The sequence below is a fragment of the Nocardiopsis baichengensis YIM 90130 genome, assembly GCF_000341205.1.
Classification (GTDB): domain Bacteria; phylum Actinomycetota; class Actinomycetes; order Streptosporangiales; family Streptosporangiaceae; genus Nocardiopsis_A; species Nocardiopsis_A halophila.
The window spans coordinates 233287-251025 of sequence record NZ_ANAS01000009.1; the positions used below are offsets into that span (position 1 = coordinate 233287).

16 protein-coding genes are annotated in these 17739 nt (G+C 73.5%); 8 read left to right on the forward strand and 8 right to left on the reverse strand.

Annotated features, from left to right (window positions below):
- The first annotated feature begins 20 nt into the window (after positions 1–20).
- The 3 genes from C892_RS0109680 to C892_RS0109690 are packed head-to-tail and all read left to right on the forward strand — an operon-like array spanning position 21 to position 2153.
- Positions 21–863 carry a metal ABC transporter ATP-binding protein gene (locus C892_RS0109680; protein WP_017557022.1) on the forward strand — a complete coding sequence of 281 codons (843 nt, stop codon included), beginning with the start codon at positions 21–23 and terminating at the stop codon, positions 861–863.
- The gene (locus tag C892_RS0109685; RefSeq protein ID WP_017557023.1) at positions 856–1770 is read left to right on the forward strand and encodes a metal ABC transporter permease; all 915 of its coding nucleotides are present in this window, start codon (positions 856–858) and stop codon (positions 1768–1770) included. Before C892_RS0109680 ends, C892_RS0109685 begins: the two co-directional genes overlap by 8 nt.
- On the forward strand, positions 1767–2153 hold the full coding sequence (locus C892_RS0109690) for a Fur family transcriptional regulator (protein ID WP_017536656.1): 387 nt from the start codon (positions 1767–1769) through the stop codon (positions 2151–2153). The genes C892_RS0109685 and C892_RS0109690 overlap by 4 nt, the downstream gene beginning before the upstream one ends.
- Positions 2154–2393: 240 nt before the next feature.
- Here the strand turns inward: C892_RS0109690 and C892_RS0109695 are convergent, their stop codons facing one another.
- The 4 genes from C892_RS0109695 to recO form a co-directional block, all read right to left on the reverse strand.
- Positions 2394–3191: an SGNH/GDSL hydrolase family protein gene (locus C892_RS0109695; protein WP_017557024.1), complete on the reverse strand. Its 798-nt coding sequence runs from the start codon at positions 3189–3191 to the stop codon at positions 2394–2396.
- A 165-nt stretch (positions 3192–3356) separates the two neighbouring features.
- A complete protein-coding gene (locus tag C892_RS0109700) occupies positions 3357–4184 on the reverse strand; it encodes an SGNH/GDSL hydrolase family protein (RefSeq protein WP_017557025.1) in 828 nt (275 codons plus the stop codon).
- A complete protein-coding gene (locus C892_RS0109705; RefSeq protein WP_017557026.1) occupies positions 4181–5056 on the reverse strand; it encodes an isoprenyl transferase in 876 nt (291 codons plus the stop codon). Before C892_RS0109705 ends, C892_RS0109700 begins: the two co-directional genes overlap by 4 nt.
- The gene (gene recO / locus C892_RS0109710) at positions 5053–5781 is read right to left on the reverse strand and encodes a DNA repair protein RecO (protein WP_026124260.1); all 729 of its coding nucleotides are present in this window, start codon (positions 5779–5781) and stop codon (positions 5053–5055) included. Before recO ends, C892_RS0109705 begins: the two co-directional genes overlap by 4 nt.
- Before the next feature lie 196 nt (positions 5782–5977).
- Here recO and C892_RS0109715 point away from each other — a divergent pair, with 196 nt between their 5' ends.
- A complete protein-coding gene (locus tag C892_RS0109715; protein ID WP_017557028.1) occupies positions 5978–6913 on the forward strand; it encodes a CAP domain-containing protein in 936 nt (311 codons plus the stop codon).
- 885 nt (positions 6914–7798) lie between these two features.
- Here C892_RS0109715 and leuA read toward each other — a convergent pair.
- The 4 genes from leuA to C892_RS0109735 form a co-directional block, all read right to left on the reverse strand.
- Positions 7799–9514 carry a 2-isopropylmalate synthase gene (gene leuA, locus C892_RS0109720; protein WP_017557029.1) on the reverse strand — a complete coding sequence of 572 codons (1716 nt, stop codon included), beginning with the start codon at positions 9512–9514 and terminating at the stop codon, positions 7799–7801.
- Between the two features lie 425 nt (positions 9515–9939).
- The gene (gcl, locus tag C892_RS0109725) at positions 9940–11661 is read right to left on the reverse strand and encodes a glyoxylate carboligase (RefSeq protein WP_017557030.1); all 1722 of its coding nucleotides are present in this window, start codon (positions 11659–11661) and stop codon (positions 9940–9942) included.
- A 149-nt stretch (positions 11662–11810) separates the two neighbouring features.
- Positions 11811–12764 (reverse strand): 2-hydroxy-3-oxopropionate reductase, encoded by a 954-nt coding sequence (locus tag C892_RS0109730; protein ID WP_275041816.1) that lies wholly within the window; start codon positions 12762–12764, stop codon positions 11811–11813.
- The gene (locus C892_RS0109735; protein WP_017557032.1) at positions 12761–13561 is read right to left on the reverse strand and encodes a hydroxypyruvate isomerase family protein; all 801 of its coding nucleotides are present in this window, start codon (positions 13559–13561) and stop codon (positions 12761–12763) included. The genes C892_RS0109730 and C892_RS0109735 overlap by 4 nt, the downstream gene beginning before the upstream one ends.
- Before the next feature lie 481 nt (positions 13562–14042).
- On the opposite strand from C892_RS0109735, the gene uraD reads away from it, so the two are divergent.
- The 4 genes from uraD (at position 14043) to C892_RS0109755 (ending at position 17666) form a co-directional block, all read left to right on the forward strand.
- On the forward strand, positions 14043–14579 hold the full coding sequence (gene uraD / locus C892_RS0109740) for a 2-oxo-4-hydroxy-4-carboxy-5-ureidoimidazoline decarboxylase (protein ID WP_017557033.1): 537 nt from the start codon (positions 14043–14045) through the stop codon (positions 14577–14579).
- On the forward strand, positions 14576–14920 hold the full coding sequence (gene uraH, locus C892_RS0109745) for a hydroxyisourate hydrolase (RefSeq protein ID WP_026124261.1): 345 nt from the start codon (positions 14576–14578) through the stop codon (positions 14918–14920). Before uraD ends, uraH begins: the two co-directional genes overlap by 4 nt.
- A gap of 183 nt (positions 14921–15103) precedes the next feature.
- Positions 15104–16000: a factor-independent urate hydroxylase gene (gene pucL, locus C892_RS0109750; protein WP_017536667.1), complete on the forward strand. Its 897-nt coding sequence runs from the start codon at positions 15104–15106 to the stop codon at positions 15998–16000.
- Between the two features lie 205 nt (positions 16001–16205).
- Complete coding sequence (locus C892_RS0109755; protein ID WP_017536668.1) at positions 16206–17666, forward strand: nucleobase:cation symporter-2 family protein; 1461 nt, start codon at positions 16206–16208, stop codon at positions 17664–17666.
- Positions 17667–17739 lie beyond the last annotated feature (73 nt).

Here is a 17739-nt window from a genome sequence, read left to right on the forward strand (position 1 = left end):
GTTTTCGGCACCATGGGTCGGTGACCGCTGAATCCGTCGCGGAGCGCGCCGGGGCCGGGGGCGGCCCGGGCGCCGCGCCTCCCGCGTTCCTCGTCCGGGACGCCGTCGTCTCCTACGACCGCGTTCCCGTCCTGCACGGCGTCGACCTGACCGTCCCCCGGGGACAGGTGCTGGCCATCCTCGGGCCCAACGGGTCGGGCAAGTCCACCCTGATGAAGGCCATGCTGGGCATCGTCCCGCTGACCTCGGGGAGCGTCGAGGTGCACGGCGCCCCGCTGCGCCGGTTCCGCGACTGGGGCCGCATCGGCTACGTGCCCCAGCGCCTGACCGCCGGCGGCGGCGTGCCCGCCACGGTCCGCGAAGTCGTCGCCTCCGGGCAGGTCGCGCGGCGCCGGCGGCTGCGCCGGGCCACCTCCGGCGACCGCGCCGCCGTCGACGAGGCCCTGGACGCCCTGGACCTGTCCGGCCTGGCCCGCGCCTCGGTCCACGAGCTCTCCGGCGGCCAGCAGCAGCGGGTGCTCATCGCCCGCGCCCTGGCCGCGCGCCCCGACACCTTCGTCATGGACGAGCCGATGGCCGGGGTCGACGCCGAGAACCAGCGCGCCCTGGCCGCCGCCATCACCGCCCTGCGCGAGCGCGGCTCCACCATCGTGCTCGTGCTGCACGAGAGCGGCCCGCTGGAGCCCCTGCTGGAGCGCGGGGTGGTGCTCTCCGCCGGCCGGGTGGTGCACGACGGCCCCGTCCCGCGCCCCAGCGGCGACTGCGCCCGCCCCGGCCACGACCACGTCCACCCGCACGCCGACGCCGACTCCCCCGCCGTCGCCTCCGCCCTGCCCGAGTTCGAGGTGCCCCGCCGTGACTGAGATGCTCCAGTACGCCTTCATGCAGCGCGCGCTCATCGCCGCCGCGCTGGTGGGGCTGGTGGCGCCGATCATCGGGGTGTTCCTGGTCCAGCGGCGCCTGGCGCTGCTCGGCGACGGTATCGGCCACGTCGCGCTGACCGGCGTCGCGCTGGGGTATCTGACCCAGACCTCGCCCCTGCTGACCGCCCTGGCGGTGTCGGTGGCGGGCGCCGCCGCCATCGAGCTGATCCGGGTGCGCGCCCGCACCGGCGGCGACGTCGCACTGGCCCTGCTGTTCTACGGCGGCATCGCCGGGGGCGTGCTGCTGATCGGCCTGGCCCCGCGCGCCAACAGCGCCACCCTGACCGGGTTCCTCTTCGGGTCGGTCAGCAGCGTCGGCGAGGAGGACGTGGCGGTGGTGGTCGCCCTGGCCGCCGTGGTGCTCGCGGTGGTCGGCTTCTTCTGGCGGGAGCTGTTCGTGCTGTGCCAGGACGAGGACACGGCCCGCGCCGCGGGGCTGCCCGTGCGCCTGCTGAGCCTGGTGATCGCGGTCACCGCCGCGCTGACCGTGGTGGTGTCCATGCGCGTGGTGGGGGTTCTCATGGTCAGCGCGCTCATGGTGGTCCCGGTGGCCGCCGCACAGCAGCTGGCGCGCAGCTTCCGGGTGACCGCGCTGCTGGCCATGGCGATCGGCCTGCTCAGCGCCCTCGGCGGGCTGACCGGGGCGTTCTATGTGGACGTGGCGCCGGGCGCGGCCATCGTGCTCCTGGCGCTGGCGGTGTTCGCCGCCGCGGTGGCGGGCGGGTACGCGGTGCGCGCCGCGACCGGGCGGGCGCGCGTGCGCGCGGCCGGGTCCTCCCCCGGGACGGACGGCGCCGGTACGGTCGGTACGATGCCCCAGACCGAACGGGGGAGCGTATCCAGGTGAGTACACGACGCGAGGCCGTCAAGCAGGCCCTGAACGAGGCCAGCGGGTTCCGCAGCGCGCAGGACCTCTATGCCGACCTGCGCGCCGAGGGGTCGAAGATCGGCCTGACCACCGTCTACCGGGCCCTGCAGGCGATGAGCGACTCCGGTGAGGTGGACGTCCTGCGCACGGACGAGGGCGAGGCGGTGTACCGCGCCTGCGTCACCGACGCCCACCATCACCACCTGGTCTGCCGGACCTGCGGCCGCGCGGTGGAGGTGGAGGGCCCGACCGTGGAGAAGTGGGCCGAGTCGGTGGGCGCCCAGCACGGGTTCACCGACGTGACGCACACCGTCGAGGTCTTCGGCACCTGCGCCGACTGCTCCGCGCGCGGCCGCGCCTGAGAGGCCGCTCAGAACCGGCGAGGGGCGTGCTCCGTTCGGAGCACGCCCCTCGCCGGTTCTACGGGCCCAGGGTGTTTTCCGGGTCGGGTCCGTAGCGAGCGGCCTCCTGGCGCGGTCATCGCGAGGCCGCTGTGCTCCCCGAGGCGCGGCAGCCGGCCGGGGTGCGCCGCCGACTGATGGGAACACGGCGGGGCCGTGCCCGGGCCGTCGCGCCGGAGGGCCCGCCCCGGCAGACGGCCTCTAGCGCAGCGGCTCCAGGTCCGGGCGCTTCGGGGCGAGGCCGTCGCCGGAGGAGCGGCCGGTCAGCCGCCGCCCGATCCAGGGCACCAGGAACTCCCGCGCCCAGTGCAGGTCCTCCTGCCGGGCCGCGCGCCAGTCCTTGGGGGCCTCGGGCGGCCACGGGGCGTCCCAGCCCGGCTCGACCTCCAGGCCGAGCAGCTCGGCCGTGCGCAGCGCCAGCCGGCGGTGGCCCTCCGGGGACAGGTGCAGCCGGTCCCAGCTCCAGGCGCGCGGGTCCTGCAGCATCCGCATCGCCCACAGGTCCACCACGGTGCAGTCGTAGCGGTCGGCGATCGCCCGCAGGTGCATGTTGTAGGTGGCCACCTTGCCCCGCAGGTGCCGCATGACCGGCTGGAACCCGGTGTCCATGCCGGTGAACAGCACCATGTGGGCGCCGGTGGCGTGCAGCCGCTGCACCGCCCCTTCGAAGACCTCGGCGACCTGGTCCGGGTCGCCGCCGGGGCGGATGATGTCGTTGCCGCCGGCGCACAGGGTCACCAGGTCCGGCCGGAGCTCGACCGCGCGCGGCAGCTGGTCGCGCACGATCTGCCGGACGAGCTTGCCGCGCACCGCCAGGTTGGCGTAGCGCACCTCCGGCCCCGCCTGCGCCAGGTGCTCGGCCAACCGGTCGGCCCAGCCGCGGAAGCGGCCGTTGGGCGTGCGGTCGCTGTCCGGATAGGGATCGTCCAGGCCCTCGGTGAAGCTGTCACCGAGGGCCACATAGGAGATGATGTCCTGCCCAGTCTCGAAGCCGCTCATGGGTCGATGATGCCCCTCGGACCCCTGGTTACGCGACAGTAGGTTACGAGTCAGCGCCCATTTGTAACGGCCGTCACGGTCCCCGATCCACTCGCCCGGTCACGGCGCGTCACGGGCTCGGCCGGGCGCACCGCCGAGCGCCCCCCTGAGCCGCCGGTCCCGCGCTCAGCGGTCGGCGGGGGACTGCGGCCGCAGCGGCAGCGCGTCGGGGCGCTTGGGCCGCACGCCGTCGCCGGAGGAGCGGCCGGTCAGCCGCCGCCCCACCCACGGCACCAGGAACTCCCGCGCCCAGCGCACGTTCTCCCGCGCCGCCTCGGCGCGGCCCTCGGCGGCCGGGGCCGGGGGCCACGGCTCGTCCCCGGTCCCCTCGGCCGGGACGCCGAGCACCGCGCACACCTTCAGCGCCAGGCGCCGGTGCCCCTCGGGCGACATGTGCAGGCGGTCGTCGTCCCAGGCCCGCGGGTCGGTGAGCGCGGCCATGGACCACTGGTCGACCACGTGGCAGCCGTGCCGGTCGGCGATCGAGCGGATGTTCAGGTAGAAGCGCGCGAAGTGCCCGATCCGGGCCCGCATATAGCCGCCGGAGACGTTCACCCCGGTGAACAGCACCACCTCGGCGCCCTGGGCCCGCAGCCGGCGCACGGCGTGCTCCAGGATCCGCGCCAGGGCGTCGGGGTCGGCGCCGGGGCGCAGCACGTCGTTGCCGCCGGCGCACAGGGTGACCAGGTCCGGCTCCAGCTCCAGCGCGCGCGGGAGCTGGTCGGTCACGATCTGCCGGATGAGCTTGCCGCGCACCGCCAGGTTGGCGTAGCGCACCTCGGGCACCGCGCCGGCCAGGTGCTCGGCGAACCGGTCGGCCCAGCCGCGGAAGGCGCCGTCGGGGCCGGGGTCGCCGACCCCTTCGGTGAAGCTGTCCCCGACCGCCACGTAGGTCAGCGGCGAGCGCGCGAGCAGCCCCGCCGCCGTCCCGGCGGCCTCGTCGTTCCCGCTCATTCGGCCTCCTCCTTCGGCTTCGCGGCTCCGGCGGCGTCCGGCTCCGCCGCACCGGAGGGCCCGGGCAGCGGGTTGGGCTCGGCTCCGCCGTAGCGGCGGTCCCGCGAGGCGTAGACCTCGCAGGCGTGCCACAGGTGGCGGCGGTCGAAGTCGGGCCAGAGCGTGTCCAGGAAGACGAACTCGGCGTAGGCCGACTGCCAGAGCAGGAAGTTGGAGAAGCGCTGCTCGCCCGAGGAGCGCAGGAACAGGTCGACGTCGGGCACCCCGGGCTCGTCCAGCCGGGCGGCGAAGTCGGACTCGGAGATCTTGGCGGGGTCGATCCGCCCCTCGGCCGCGGCGCGCGCCAGTTCGGCGGCGGCGTCCACGATCTCGGCGCGGCCGCCGTAGTTGACGCAGAACTGCAGGGTCAGCGCGGTGTTGTCGCGGGTCATCTCCTCGGCCTCCTCGAGCTCGGAGATGACGCTCTTCCACAGCCGCCCGCGGCGCCCGGCCCAGCGGACCCGCACGCCCATGGCGTTCAGCTCGTCGCGGCGGCGGCGGATGACGTCGCGGTTGAAGCCCATGAGGAAGCGCACCTCCTCGGGCGAGCGCTTCCAGTTCTCGGTGGAGAAGGCGTACGCCGACAGGTTGGGGATGCCCATCTCCAGGGCCCCCTCGACGACGTCGAACAGGGACCCCTCACCCGCCTTGTGCCCGTCGGTGCGGGGCAGGCCCCGCTCCTTGGCCCAGCGGCCGTTGCCGTCCATGACGATGGCGACGTGCTTGGGGACCACGGCCTTGGGCAGTACCGGCGGACGCGCCCCGCTGGGGTGCGGCGACGGGGGCGCATAGCCCCGGCCGGACTTGGACGCGGACGGGTTGAACAGGCTCACGAACGCTCCACTAGGCGCAGGGATCGGATTCCGTTTTCCAGGTGCCACTGCAGGTAGGCGGCGACCAGGCCGCTGCACTCGCTCCGGTGCCGCTCCGTGCTGGCGTCGGCCGCCGGCCAGTCCCCGCCGAGCAGCGCCGCCATCAGGCCGAAGGTCTCCGGCGCGGGGTTGACCGACCCGTGCGGGCGGCACACCCCGCACACCGCTCCCCCGGCGTGCACGGCGAACCCGCGCGGCTCGGCGCCGCCGCAGCGGGCGCACTCGCCCAGCGCGGGCGCGTACCCGGCGACGGCCAGCGACCGCAGCAGGTAGGCGTCGAGCACCAGTCGGGGCTCGTGCACCCCCTCGCCCAGCGTACGCAGCGCGCCGATGAGCAGGAGGAACTGGCGCAGCGCCGGGTCCTTCTCGACGGCGACCACCTTCTCCGCCGTCTCCAGCATCGCGGTGGCGGCGGTGTAGCGGGCGTAGTCGGCGACGATGCGCTCACCGTAGGGGCGCAGCGTCTCGGCCTGGGTGATCACGTCGAGGGTGCGCCCGGTGTAGAGCTGCACGTCGACGTGGCTGAAGGGCTCCAGCCGGGCCCCGAAGCGCGACTTGGTGCGCCGCACCCCCTTGCCGACCGCGCGCACCAGCCCGGTGCGCCGGGTCAACAGGGTCACGATGCGGTCGGCCTCCCCCAGCTTCTGGGTGCGGAGGACGACCCCCTCGTCGCGGTAAAGGCTCACCTTCCCATTGTCGCGGATGCGCGGCCCCGGACCGACCGGGTGGACCCACACGCGCAGAGCGCCCCGCCGGCCGGGCCGGCGCCCCCTCGGCGACAACCCCCACAACCTGCGGAAACCACCTCCATATCGGCAAATCGGGAATATTGCTCTACGATCACGCACACCCCGCTACCCACCCGATCGACGGGAGGACCCGATGGGACGAGGACGCCGAAGGCACGGCCCCCGCGGGGGCCGCGACCGCCGCGCCCGCGATCCGCACCGCGCCCCGGAGCGCGCCCCGCGCCGCGCCGCGGCCGGGCGCGCACCGCGCACCGGGCGCCGTGTGCTGCTGGCGACGGTGCTGGCGCTCCCGGTCGGCCTGGGAACGGCCGCCGCGCTGGTGCTGGCCACCTCGGCCGGGCCGGGACTCACCTCGCAGGCCACCGCACCCGGCGCAGGCGCCGGGGCCGACAACGGCCTTCCGCCCGCCGCGGACGACTTCTTCGCCGGGTCCGGGCAGGACCCGGACGCCCAGGGCGGCGCCGACGGCGCTGACGGCGGCGGGGCGGCCGGCTCGGACGGCGGGAACGGCGCAGACGGCGGGGAGGGCCCGGCCGAGGGCTCGGCCTCCGGCGAGGACAGCGTCCGCCCCTCCGAGGAGCCCGCCGACGGCGGCGGCGACGGCGACCGCGAGGGCTCCTCGTCCGGTTCCTCCGGCGGTTCCGGGGGCTCCGAGGACTCGGGGAGCTCCGGCGGTTCGTCCTCCGGGCCCTCCGCCGCGGGCTCCGCGGCGAGCGGCGGCGTGGTGGCGCTGACCAACGATGAGCGCGCGGACGCCGGGTGCGGCCCCCTTCAGGTCGACGCCAAGCTCACCCGGGCCTCCGAGGACCACAGCGCGGACATGGCGCGGCGCGACTACATGGCCCACGAGACGCCCGAGGGCGTGGGCCCCGCCGAGCGGGCGGAGAAGGCCGGCCACACCGCCTGGGGCGGGGAGAACGTGGCCGCGGGATACACCTCGGCCGAGGCGGTCATGGACGGCTGGATGAACAGCGAGGGCCACCGCAAGAACATCCTCAACTGCGATTTCACGACCATCGGTGTCGGCGAGGTCGACGGCTACTGGACCCAGAACTTCGGCTACTCCTGACGCCGACGCCGCCGGTCCGCGCCGCAGTGCTTCCGGACTTCCCCACGTCCCCACAGCCCGGCGCCTCGGCGAGGCGGCACGGAAGGTACCCCGCTTCAGCACCCCGGCCGGGCGGCGGGCCGCCGCCGGTCGAGCGAGGTGGACGGCGACGACGGGACGGCTGGCGCCCCGCTCAGGGCTGCTTGCCGGGCGGCTGGGCCGTTCGGTGCGATGGGGACGGCGGCGACGACGAAGCGGGGCGGTTCCCCGGCGCCACCGGTCGGCCGCCGGGCCACAGCGGTACCGGCGATGAACAGCGGCGACGACGGAACGGCCGGTACCCCGCTCGTGGGCCCAGTCCGGGCACCGGGCCGCCGGGGTGCCAGAGGGAGGGCTGCGACGACGGCGCAGGCCGGTACCCCGCTCGGGGCTGCTTGCCGGGTGGTGGGGTCGTGTCCGCTGGTGTGGTGGAACTCTCCGGTCCCCGGCCGCCCTCATCGACACCCCCGTTGATCTCGGGAGAGTCGGGGTAATACTCGCCGGTATTACCCCGACTCTCCCGAGATCAACGACAAGGAAGGGGGCGCGCAGCCGGGGCGGGGCCGCCGATCACGCCGCAGCGGCCGCACCTCTCAGAAGGACGCGGCCGCCCCTCGTCCTGGCACCCCCACGACCCACCGCCCGGCAAGCAGCCCCGAGCGGGGCACCGGCTACTCCGTCGTCGATGATCTTGCTGGACGACCAGGGGCCCGGCGGCCGAACGGCCACCCCGGGAACCGCCCCGCCTCTCGGACAGTCGCTTCTCGCGGCGGCCGCGGTGCCGGCTCCCTGACCCCGGCCGGAGGCCGGGGTCAGGGAGCCGGGAGCCGGGGCAAGACCCGGCCGACCCGGACACCTGGGCCGTGTCTAGTCCTGTGCGGCCGCCGCAGCGCGGTTGACCGCGCTGCAGACCGCCTTCAGGGACGCGGTGGTGATGTTGTGGTGCATCCCCACGCCCCACATCACCCGGCCGTCCACCTCGGCCTCGACGTAGGCGGCGGCGCGGGCGTCGGTGCCCTCGCTCATCGCGTGCTCGACGTAGTCGACCACGCGGACCTTGACGTCCACCGCGGCCAGCGCGTCGCAGAAGGCCGACAGCGGGCCCTGCCCGGTGCCGGTGATCTCCTGGATCCGCCCGTCCAGGCGCACGTCGGCCTCGATGCGGTACCCGTCCTCGCCGTTCTGCGAGCGGTGCGCCAGCACCCCGACCCGGCCCTTCTCGGACAGGTAGGTGTCGCGGAAGGCCTCCCAGATCTTCTCCGCGCTGAACTCGCCGCCCTCGGTGTCCGTGTGGCCCTGGATGACGTGGGAGAACTCGATCTGCAGGCGCCGCGGCAGGTCCAGGGCGTGGTCGCGCTGCAGCACGTAGGCCACCCCGCCCTTGCCGGACTGGCTGTTGACCCGGATGACCGCCTCGTAGTCGCGGCCCACGTCCTTGGGGTCGATCGGCAGGTAGGGCACCCCCCAGGCGTGCTCGGACACCGGGACGCCGGCCGCCTCGGCCTCGGCCTCCAGGGCGGCGAAGCCCTTCTTGATGGCGTCCTGGTGGGAGCCGGAGAAGGCGGTGTAGACCAGGTCGCCGCCGTAGGGGTGGCGCGGGGCCACCGGCAGCTGGGTGCAGTGCTCGGTGATGCGGCGGATCTCGTCGATGTCGGAGAAGTCCACCATCGGGTCCACACCCTGGCTGTGCAGGTTCATGCCCAGGGTGACCAGGTCGACGTTGCCGGTGCGCTCGCCGTGCCCGAACAGGCACCCCTCGACCCGGTCGGCGCCGGCCATCACGGCCAGCTCGGCCGAGGCCACGCCGGTGCCGCGGTCGTTGTGCGGGTGCACCGACAGGCACACGTGCTCGCGCCGGGACAGGTTCCGGCTCATCCACTCGATCTGGTCGGCGTAGACGTTGGGGGTAGCGCGCTCGACGGTGGCGGGCAGGTTCAGGATGATCTCCCGCCCCGGGCCGGGCCGCCACTCGTCCATGACCGCCTCGCAGACCTCCAGGGCGAAGTCCAGCTCGGTGTCGATGAAGATCTCGGACGAGTACTCGTAGCCCACGTACGCGGTCTCGCCCAGGTACTGCTCGGCGAAGCGCATGACGTGGCGGGTGCCCTCCACGGCGATGCGCTTGCAGTCCTCGCGGTCGACCTTGAACACCACCCGGCGGAACAGCGGCGCGGTGGCGTTGTACAGGTGCACGGTGGCGCGCTCGGCGCCGACCAGGGACTGCACGGTGCGCTCGATCAGGTCCTCGCGTGCCTGGGTCAGCACCGAGATCTGCACGTCGTCGGGGATGCGGCCGCCCTCGATCAGGCTGCGGACGAAGTCGAAGTCGGTCTGGCTGGCCGAGGGGAAGCCGACCTCGATCTCCTTGTAGCCCATGCGCACCAGCAGGTCGAACATCTCGTGCTTGCGCTCGGCGTCCATCGGCTCGATCAGGGCCTGGTTGCCGTCGCGCAGGTCGGTGCTCAGCCAGCGGGGGGCGGCGTCGATGGTCTTGGCGGGCCACGTGCGGTCGGGCAGGTCGACCGGCTTGAAGGGGGCGTAGCGCTGGAAAGGCATACCACTGGGCTGCTGCTGCGGCACCATGGAAAGGGCTCCTCAGAAGAAATCACGCGGTGTCGAAACGGCCGACAAGAGCATGCCGAAGCCCCGCGGCGAGGGAGTCGACCTCTTAGCGACCCCCGCCGCGGCCGCTAAGGAGGAGCAGCTCGCGCAGCATAACGTGGGCCACGGTAGCAGACCGGTCGGCACATGGTGGGCGGCCGGCCCGTAATCTGCGGGCCGCGCGCCCGGGCGGCGGCGCGGAACCGCAGGCCGCAGGCGGGACCTGGCGCGGGAGAAGACAGAACGGCGGGGCGCCGCGGTGGTCCGGCCAAGTGACCACCGATGCGCCCCGCCGTGCGCCGGTGTGCGGCGGTGGCCCGGCCAAGCGGCCACCGACGCAACCGGTCCCAAGGGGCGCGGACGGCCTTCCGCCTCCGCGACCGCGCCGCGCCCCCGTCTCGTGCCCCCTAGCCCTGCGGCTCGGGGGCGGGCTCGAACTCCTTCACGGCGTCGATCGCCGGGCCGTGCGGAGTGTTGGCCTCGCGCTCGATCATGATCTCCACGAGCACCGGCCGCGAGGTGGACTGCGCCTGCTTGCGGGCCCACTCGATGGACTCGCGGATCTGGGAGGGCTCGAAGACGCGGCGCCCGGAGCAGCCGTAGGCCTCCATGATCTTGACGCTGTCCGTGCCGTGGTCGTCGTAGTGGATGTCGACCTGGTAGTTCATGTCGTAGGGGATCTCCGCCTGGCGGATCAGCCCCAGGTACTCGTTGTTGAGCATGATGATCACGAACGGCACGTCGTACTGGGCGGCGACCGCCAGCTCCTCGACCATGTACTGGAAGCCGTAGTCGCCCACGACGCCGACCACCTCGGCGTCGGGCTCGGTGTCCTTGAGGGCCTTCTTGACGCCGATGGCCGCGGGGATCTCCCAGCCGAGCGGGCCCGCCTGGCCGCAGATCTGGTAGTGCCGCGGCTTGTAGGCCTTCTGGTGCTGGCCGCCCCAGATCTGGTACAGGCCGATGGCGGTGACGAAGTAGGCGTCCTCGCCGAAGACCTCGTTGATCTCCTTGTAGACGCGCGGGGCCTTGATCGGCACGGCGTCGAAGTCCTCGCGCCGACCCAGGGTGCGCTTGAGCTCTCCCACGCGCTCGATCCAGGCGCCCACCTGCGCCTTGGCGGAGCGCTTCTTGGCGGCGTCGACGAGCTCGCGCAGGAAGAGCCTGGCGTCGGAGACGATTCCCAGGTCGGGTTCGAAGACCCGCCCGAGCTGGGTGGCCTCGATGTCGACGTGGATGAACTTCCGGTCGCCCCGGTAGACGTCGATGGCGCCGGTGTGCCGGTCGGCGAAGCGCGCGCCCACCGCCAGCACCAGGTCCGACTCCAGGAAGGAGGCGTTGCCGTAGCGCTGGGAGGTCTGCACGCCGGTCATGCCCGCGTACAGGTCGGAGTCCTCGTCGAAGGAGCCCTTGCCCATGAGGGTGACCTGGACCGGGACCCGCAGCAGTTCGGCGAGCTCGGTCAGCTCCCCGGAGGCCTCGGAGATGATGATGCCGCCGCCGGCCAGGATGAGCGGGCGCTCGGCCTCCAGCAGCATGTCCAGGGCGCGCTCGACCCGCGGGCGGTGCGGGGCGACGTCGTTGACCTTCAGCGGGGCGTCGATGGCGGGGTCGTAGGAGATCTCCTGCTGGGCGACGTCCAGCGGGATGTCGATGAGCACCGGCCCCGGGCGTCCCTCGCGGGCGATCCGGAAGGCCTCGCGGAAGACCCACGGGGCGGTGCCGGGCTCCTTGATCTGCACGGCCCACTTGGTGACGGGCTTGGCGATCTCGACGATGTCGACCGCCTGGAAGCCCTCCTTGTCCAGCAGGTCGGTGCGGTTCTGGCCGGTGATGCACACGATCGGGACGGAGTCGGCCATCGCGGTGTACAGGCCGGTGATCATGTTGGTGCCGGCCGGGCCGGAGGTGCCGATGGCCACGCCCACCTTGCCGGTGGTCCGGGCCCATCCGTCGGCCATGTGGGTCGCGCCCTCCTCGTGGCGGACCGTCAGGTGCTCGATCCCTCCGACCTGCTCGAGGGCCTTGTAGAGGGGCAGGATCGCGGCGCCGGGGCACCCGAAGGCGGTGTCGACGCCCTCGTCTTTCAGGACCTCGACGGCCGCGTTCATGGCGGGCATCTGTACCATTTGATGAGAACCCTTCAGTGCTAGGGGGGTCGATGGGCCCGCCTGCGGGACCAAGGGTGCGGCCAACACCCAGGCCTCGGCGGTTCGCGCTGAGCACACACACGTAAGTCGCGAACCGTCCACGGCCGTCCCGCGGCGGGATCCCTTTCCTACTTCTGCTCGCCCTGCTCGCCGGAGAGCTGCTCCACGAGCTTCAGCAGCGCGGAGTGGTCCAGGCCGCCGTGCCCCTGGGCCTTGAGGGCGCCGACGAACTGCGCCACCAGCGCGCCCAGCGGAATCGACACACCGGCCTCGCGGGCCGCGGTGGTCACGATCTTCATGTCCTTGTCGTGCAGCTCGATCCGGAAGCCCGGGGCGAACTCGCGGTTGCGCATGCCCTCGCCCTTGCGGGTCATCACGGTGCTGCCGGCCAGGCCGCCGTTGAGGACCTTCAGGCCCTGCTCGGTGTCGACGCCGTGGGCCTCCAGGAAGACGAGCGCCTCGGCGACGAGCTGGATGTTGCCGGCCACGATGAGCTGGTTGGCGGCCTTGACGGTCTGCCCGGCACCGGCGGGGCCGACGAGGACCGGGGTGGTGCCCAGCACGTCGAAGACGGGGCGCGCGGCGTCGAAGTCCTCCTGGGCGCCGCCGACCATGATCGACAGCTTGGCCTCGATGGCGCCCGCCTCGCCGCCGCTGACGGGGGCGTCGAGCACCCGGAAGCCGCGGGCCAGGCCCTCGGCGGCCACGGTGCGCGCCACGTCGGGGCGGATGGTGCTCATGTCGATGACCAGGGCACCGGAGGGCGCGTTGGCGAAGACGCCGTCCTCGCCCAGCATCACCTGCTCCACGTCGGGGGAGTCGGGGACCATGGTGATGACCGCGTCGGCGCCGGCGACGGCCTCGGCGACCGAGGCGGCCGCCTTGCCGCCCTGCTCCGTCAGTTTGCGCGCCTTCTCCGGGCTGCGGTTGTACCCCGTGACCTCGTAGCCGGCCGTGACGAGGTTGGCGGCCATGGGCAGGCCCATGATGCCGAGGCCGATGAAGGCGATGGTGCGCGGCTGGGACATGGTGGCTGTTTCCTTTCGTGGGTTCTGGTCGGCGCGGCCGGGGCCCGGGGTCAGCGCCCGATCCAGCCGAAGCTCTCGGCGGTGGGCACGGTCGGCTTGTACTCCAGGCCCACGTACCCGTCGTAGCCGCCGGCCTGGGCGGCGGCGAGCAGCTCCTGGAGGGGCAGCGCGCCCGTGCCGGGCTCGCCGCGGCCGGGGGCGTCGGCGATCTGCACGTGCCCGAACTCGGCGGCGTGGTCGCGCACGGCGGCGGCCACGTCGTCGCCGTTGACCGCCAGGTGGAAGAAGTCGGCCAGGAGCGCGACGTTGGCGGCGCCGGCGGCGCGGGCCTTGCCGACCACCTCCAGGCCGTCGGCGGCGGTCTTGACCGGGTAGCCCTCCGCGCCGCTGACCGGCTCGATCAGCACGGTGCCGTCCACGGCCCGCACGGCCTCGGCGGCGGCGACGATCGACTCCAGGCCGACGCGGTCCTGCTCGGCCGGGTCGACCCCGTCCTGGCGCAGCCCGTAGAGGGCGTTGAAGGCCTTGGTGCCGGTGCGGCGGGCGATGCCGACGACGACGTCGAGGTTGTCGCGGAACTCCTGGGCGCGCGAGGGCTGGGAGAGCACCCCGCGGTCGGGGCCGGGCAGCTCGCCGGCGAAGAAGTTGAGCCCGCTCAGGTGCACCCCGGCGTCCGCGATCGCCTCGACGAAGGCGTCGACCTCGCGGTCGGCGGGGACCGGGCTCGCGAAGGGCCACCAGAACTCCACGGCGTCGAAGCCGGCCTTGCGGGCGGCGGCGGGACGCTCGTTGAGCGGCAGCTCGGTGAACAGCAGCGAGCAGTTCACCGTGTAGCGCAGCGAGTGGCTCATGTCGCGCTCTCCTCAGGGCGGAGGTTTTCGTAATCCGGAAAGTACTTTTCACTTGAAGGAATGCCTTGAGTTTGCGTCCGCGGACCGGGCTTGTCAACTCCCCCGCGCCCCGACCGGGCCGCCACCCCGCCTCCCCCCATCGCGCACATAAGGTCGACTAGTAGGACATAGCTCACATATGACGCGGTTCACGAACGGGTACACCAGGCGACACGGCCGTCGGCACCTCCGGGATTTCGCCGCACCCGTGTTGACAACCCCACTGTGACCGGGGCTACAGTCCGAGATGTAAAAGCAAGTTTCTGCTCTACGAAATCCGGTCGCCGGAACGGGGAGCAGCGGGTGAACGCGCGCACCAGCCACCGGCCGCAGTGCAGCCGAGCGCGGCCGAGCGCGCTCCGGCGCGGCCCGCCCGGGCACCGCCGGGTCGCCCGCCCTCCGCCGCCGCGCGGGCCGGACCGATCCAAGGAAGCGAGCCGCCATGCCCGAAACCCCGACCTCCCCGGGCACCGGGGACCCGGGGCTCGACCGGGTCAACGCGCTCTCCCCGCCGGCCTTCCGGGAGGAGTTCGCGCGCTGCCTCAACGTCGACCGGTGGGTCGCGGCCCTCGACGCCGAACGGCCCTTCGCCTCCCGGCAGGAGCTGCTGGCGGCCGCCGAGGCGCACGCCAGCCCGCTCACCGTGCCGGAGGTGGAGGCGGCGCTGTCCCGCCACCCCCGGATCGGCGAGAAGGCCTCCGGCGGCGGCACCGAGTCGCGCTGGTCCCGCGGCGAGCAGGCCGCGGTCACCGCCGGCGGCGACACCACCGAGCAGGCCTTCAAGGCCGCCAACGCCGCCTATGAGGAGCGCTTCGGCCACATCTACCTGGTGTGCGCCAGCGGCCGCTCCCCCGAAGACCTCCTCGGCGACCTCGAGGCCCGCCTGGACAACGATCCGGAGCGGGAGAAGCGGGTCGTCGGCGAGGAGTTCCGCAAGATCGCGCTGCTGCGCGTGGAGAAGGTGCTGGACGAGGTATGAGCCATGTGACCACGCACGTCCTCGACGCCTCCCTGGGCCGCCCCGCCGCGGGCGTCCCGGTCCGGCTCGAGGCCGCCGCCGACGCCGACCGCTCCTCCTGGAAGCCGGTCGCCACCGGGACCACCAATGACGACGGGCGGGTGCCCGACCTGGGGCCCGATCAGCTCGCGGCCGGGATCTACCGGGTCGTCTTCGACACCGCGCGCTACTTCGAGCGCACCGGGCAGAAGGGGTTCTACCCCGACGTCACGATCGCGTTCGAACTGGCGGACACCGACGCCCACTACCACGTCCCGCTGCTGCTGAGCCCGTACGCGTTCTCGACCTACAGGGGGTCCTGACAGCAGGAGAAGAGCCCTCCCCATCCGAGTGCGGTGACAGGTCCTTCCGCATGACCACAGCGGTCCTCCCTCGTCGCACGCCGCCCGCTCCCCTTCCCCGACCCCAGGCCGGCCCCGGCCCGGAGCGGCGCAGGCAACTTCTGTGAAGCGCAGTTCGAGCACAGAATCCAGGAGACGACCCACATGGGCATCCGACTCGGAGACAACCAGTACGGCAAGGCCGAGGTCCGCATGGTGCACGTCACCCGCGACACCCCGGTGCACACCATCAAGGACATCAACTACACCTCCCAGCTCCGCGGCGAGCTGGAGTCGGTGCACACCGAGGGCGACAACGGCACCTGCCTTCCCACCGACACGCAGAAGAACACGGTCTACGCCAAGGCCAAGGAGTGGGGCGGCGTCGGCGCCATCGAGGACTTCGCCCTCAAGATGGCCCGCCACTTCGTCGACGAGCACGACTACGTGCACGGCGCGCGCCAGGAGGCCGAGGAGTACGCCTGGGACCGGATCACCACCGCCCAGGGCCCACACGACCACTCCTTCGTCCGCCGCGGCGGCGAGGTGCGCACCACGGTGGTCACCAAGGACGGCGACGCCGAGTGGGTGGTCTCGGGCTTCTCCGGCCTGACCGTGCTGAAGTCCACGGGCTCGGAGTTCCACGGCTACCCGAAGACGAAGTACACCACCCTGCCCGAGACCGACGACCGGATCCTGGCCACCGACGTCACCGCCCGCTGGCGCTACACCGGCACCGACGTCGAGTGGGACAAGACCTACGAGTCCGTGAAGGCCCTGGCCCTGGAGGCCTTCGCGCAGACGCACAGCCTCGCGCTGCAGCAGACCCTCTTCCAGATGGGCAAGGCGGTCCTGGAGGCCCACCCGCAGATCGCGGAGATCAAGTTCTCCATGCCCAACAACCACCACTTCCTGGTGGACCTGTCGCCGTTCGGGCTGGACAACCCGAACGAGGTCTTCTTCGCCGCCGACCGGCCCTACGGCAAGATCGAGGCCGTCGTCGAGCGCGACGACGCCCCCGAGGCCGGCCGCGCCTGGGAGACCGTCCCCGGCTTCGTGTAGAGCCCCCGCGCCGGGCCCCGCCTACCGCGGCGGCCCGGCGCGCCCGCGGTGCGGCCCGGAAACCCGCCGGTGCCGGGCACCGCCCCGCCGCCCGCCGGCCCGCGCGCCCGGCGTCCGCGGCCCTCACGCGTACCCGCCTCCAGGCCGCCGGCCCCGCTCCCCGAGGCCGCGACCTGTCATTGACCCACGGGACAGGTCACCTCCCATGCCGAACCACCCCTCCGGCCCGGACGCCCCCGGCGTCCCCTCCCCCCGCACCGAAGAACGGCCCGAAGACCACCGCCTGGGCGTCGGGCAGTACCTCGTCGGCGGGCTCCAGCACCTGCTCACCATGTACGCGGGGCTGATCACCCCGCCGCTGATCATCGGCACCGCCGCCGGCCTCGACGCGAGCGGGACCGCGACGATGATCGCCGCGACCACCCTGCTCGCCGGGCTCGCCACCCTCCTGCAGACCCTGGGCGTGATGCCCCTGCGCCTGGGCTCGCAGCTGCCCATCGTGGTCGGCGCCACCTTCGTCCCGGTCGGCGCGATGGAGTCCATCGCCGCCACCGACGGACTGCCCACCGTCTTCGGCGCCAGCCTGGCGGCGGGCCTCTTCGCCCTGGTCATCACCCCGTTCTTCGGGTCCCTGGTCCGCTTCTTCCCGCCGATCGTCACCGGCACGATCGTGACCGTCATCGGGCTCTCGCTGTTCCCGGTCGCCATCGGGTGGATCGTCGACGGCGCCCCCGGCGGCACCCCCGCCACCGCCGACCTGGCCCTGGGGCTGGGCACGCTGGCGCTGGTCCTGGGGCTCAACCGGGCCCCGGGCGTCCTGGGCCGCTTCGCCATCCTCATCGGCCTGGTCGCCGGGACCGCCGTGGCTGCCGCCCTCGGGCGCACCGACTTCTCCGGGGTCGGCTCCGGCCCCGCGTTCGCCCTGCCCGAGCCCTTCCACTACGGGCCCCCCGCCTTCGACCCCGCCGCGATCGTGACGATGTGCATCGTCATGCTGGTGGTCCTGACCGAGGGCACCGCCAACATCATGGGCGTGGGCGCGGTGGTCGGCGCGCGCGTGGACCGCCGGCGCATCTCCGACGGGATCCGCGGCGGCGCCCTGGCCTCCATGCTCGCGCCGATGCTCAACACCTTCCCGGTCTCCTCCTTCGCCCAGAACATCGGCCTGGTGGCGATGACCCGGGTGCGCAGCCGGTTCGTGGTCGCCTGGGCGGGCGGGCTGCTGGTGCTGCTCGGGCTGTTCCCGGTGCTGGGGCGGCTGGTCGCCGCCATCCCCATGCCGGTGCTCGGCGGCGCCGGGCTGGTGCTGTTCGGCACGGTCGCCGCCAGCGGCGTCAAGACCATCGCCGAGGCCGACCTGACCGACCAGCTCAACCTGGTGCTGGTCGGCGCCTCCCTGGCGGCGGGCCTGACCCCGCTGCTCTTCCCGCACTTCTACGAAGGGCTGCCCGGCTGGGCGGCCACCGTCCTGCACTCCGGCATCGTCGGGGCCTCGGCGGTGGCGATCGGCCTCAACGTGCTGTTCACCCTGGGCCGCGGCAGGCGCGGCCCCGAGACCCCCGCCGCCGGGGGCGAGGACCCCGGCGGCGGTGCGGCGGAGGCGCCCCCGGCACCGTCCGCCGCGACGCCGGCATCCGCACCGTCGGCCCGCTCCCAAGGCGGCTGACGCGCCGGCCGGGCGGCCCTGGACCTCAGGGCGCGACCGGGCCGCCCGCCCTTCCCACACGCCGGGTTCGGCC

Bases quoted from the DNA above. Each gene is read 5' to 3' on its own strand.
- C892_RS0109695 (WP_017557024.1), bottom strand. From the start codon at position 3,191: ATGAGCGGCTTCGAGACTGGGCAGGACATCATCTCCTATGTGGCCCTC.
- C892_RS0109700 (WP_017557025.1), bottom strand. From the start codon at position 4,184: ATGAGCGGGAACGACGAGGCCGCCGGGACGGCGGCGGGGCTGCTCGCG.
- C892_RS0109715 (WP_017557028.1), top strand. From the start codon at position 5,978: ATGGGACGAGGACGCCGAAGGCACGGCCCCCGCGGGGGCCGCGACCGC.
- leuA (WP_017557029.1), bottom strand. From the start codon at position 9,514: ATGGTGCCGCAGCAGCAGCCCAGTGGTATGCCTTTCCAGCGCTACGCC.
- gcl (WP_017557030.1), bottom strand. From the start codon at position 11,661: ATGGTACAGATGCCCGCCATGAACGCGGCCGTCGAGGTCCTGAAAGAC.
- C892_RS0109735 (WP_017557032.1), bottom strand. From the start codon at position 13,561: ATGAGCCACTCGCTGCGCTACACGGTGAACTGCTCGCTGCTGTTCACC.
- uraD (WP_017557033.1), top strand. From the start codon at position 14,043: ATGCCCGAAACCCCGACCTCCCCGGGCACCGGGGACCCGGGGCTCGAC.
- uraH (WP_026124261.1), top strand. From the start codon at position 14,576: ATGAGCCATGTGACCACGCACGTCCTCGACGCCTCCCTGGGCCGCCCC.
- pucL (WP_017536667.1), top strand. From the start codon at position 15,104: ATGGGCATCCGACTCGGAGACAACCAGTACGGCAAGGCCGAGGTCCGC.
- C892_RS0109755 (WP_017536668.1), top strand. From the start codon at position 16,206: ATGCCGAACCACCCCTCCGGCCCGGACGCCCCCGGCGTCCCCTCCCCC.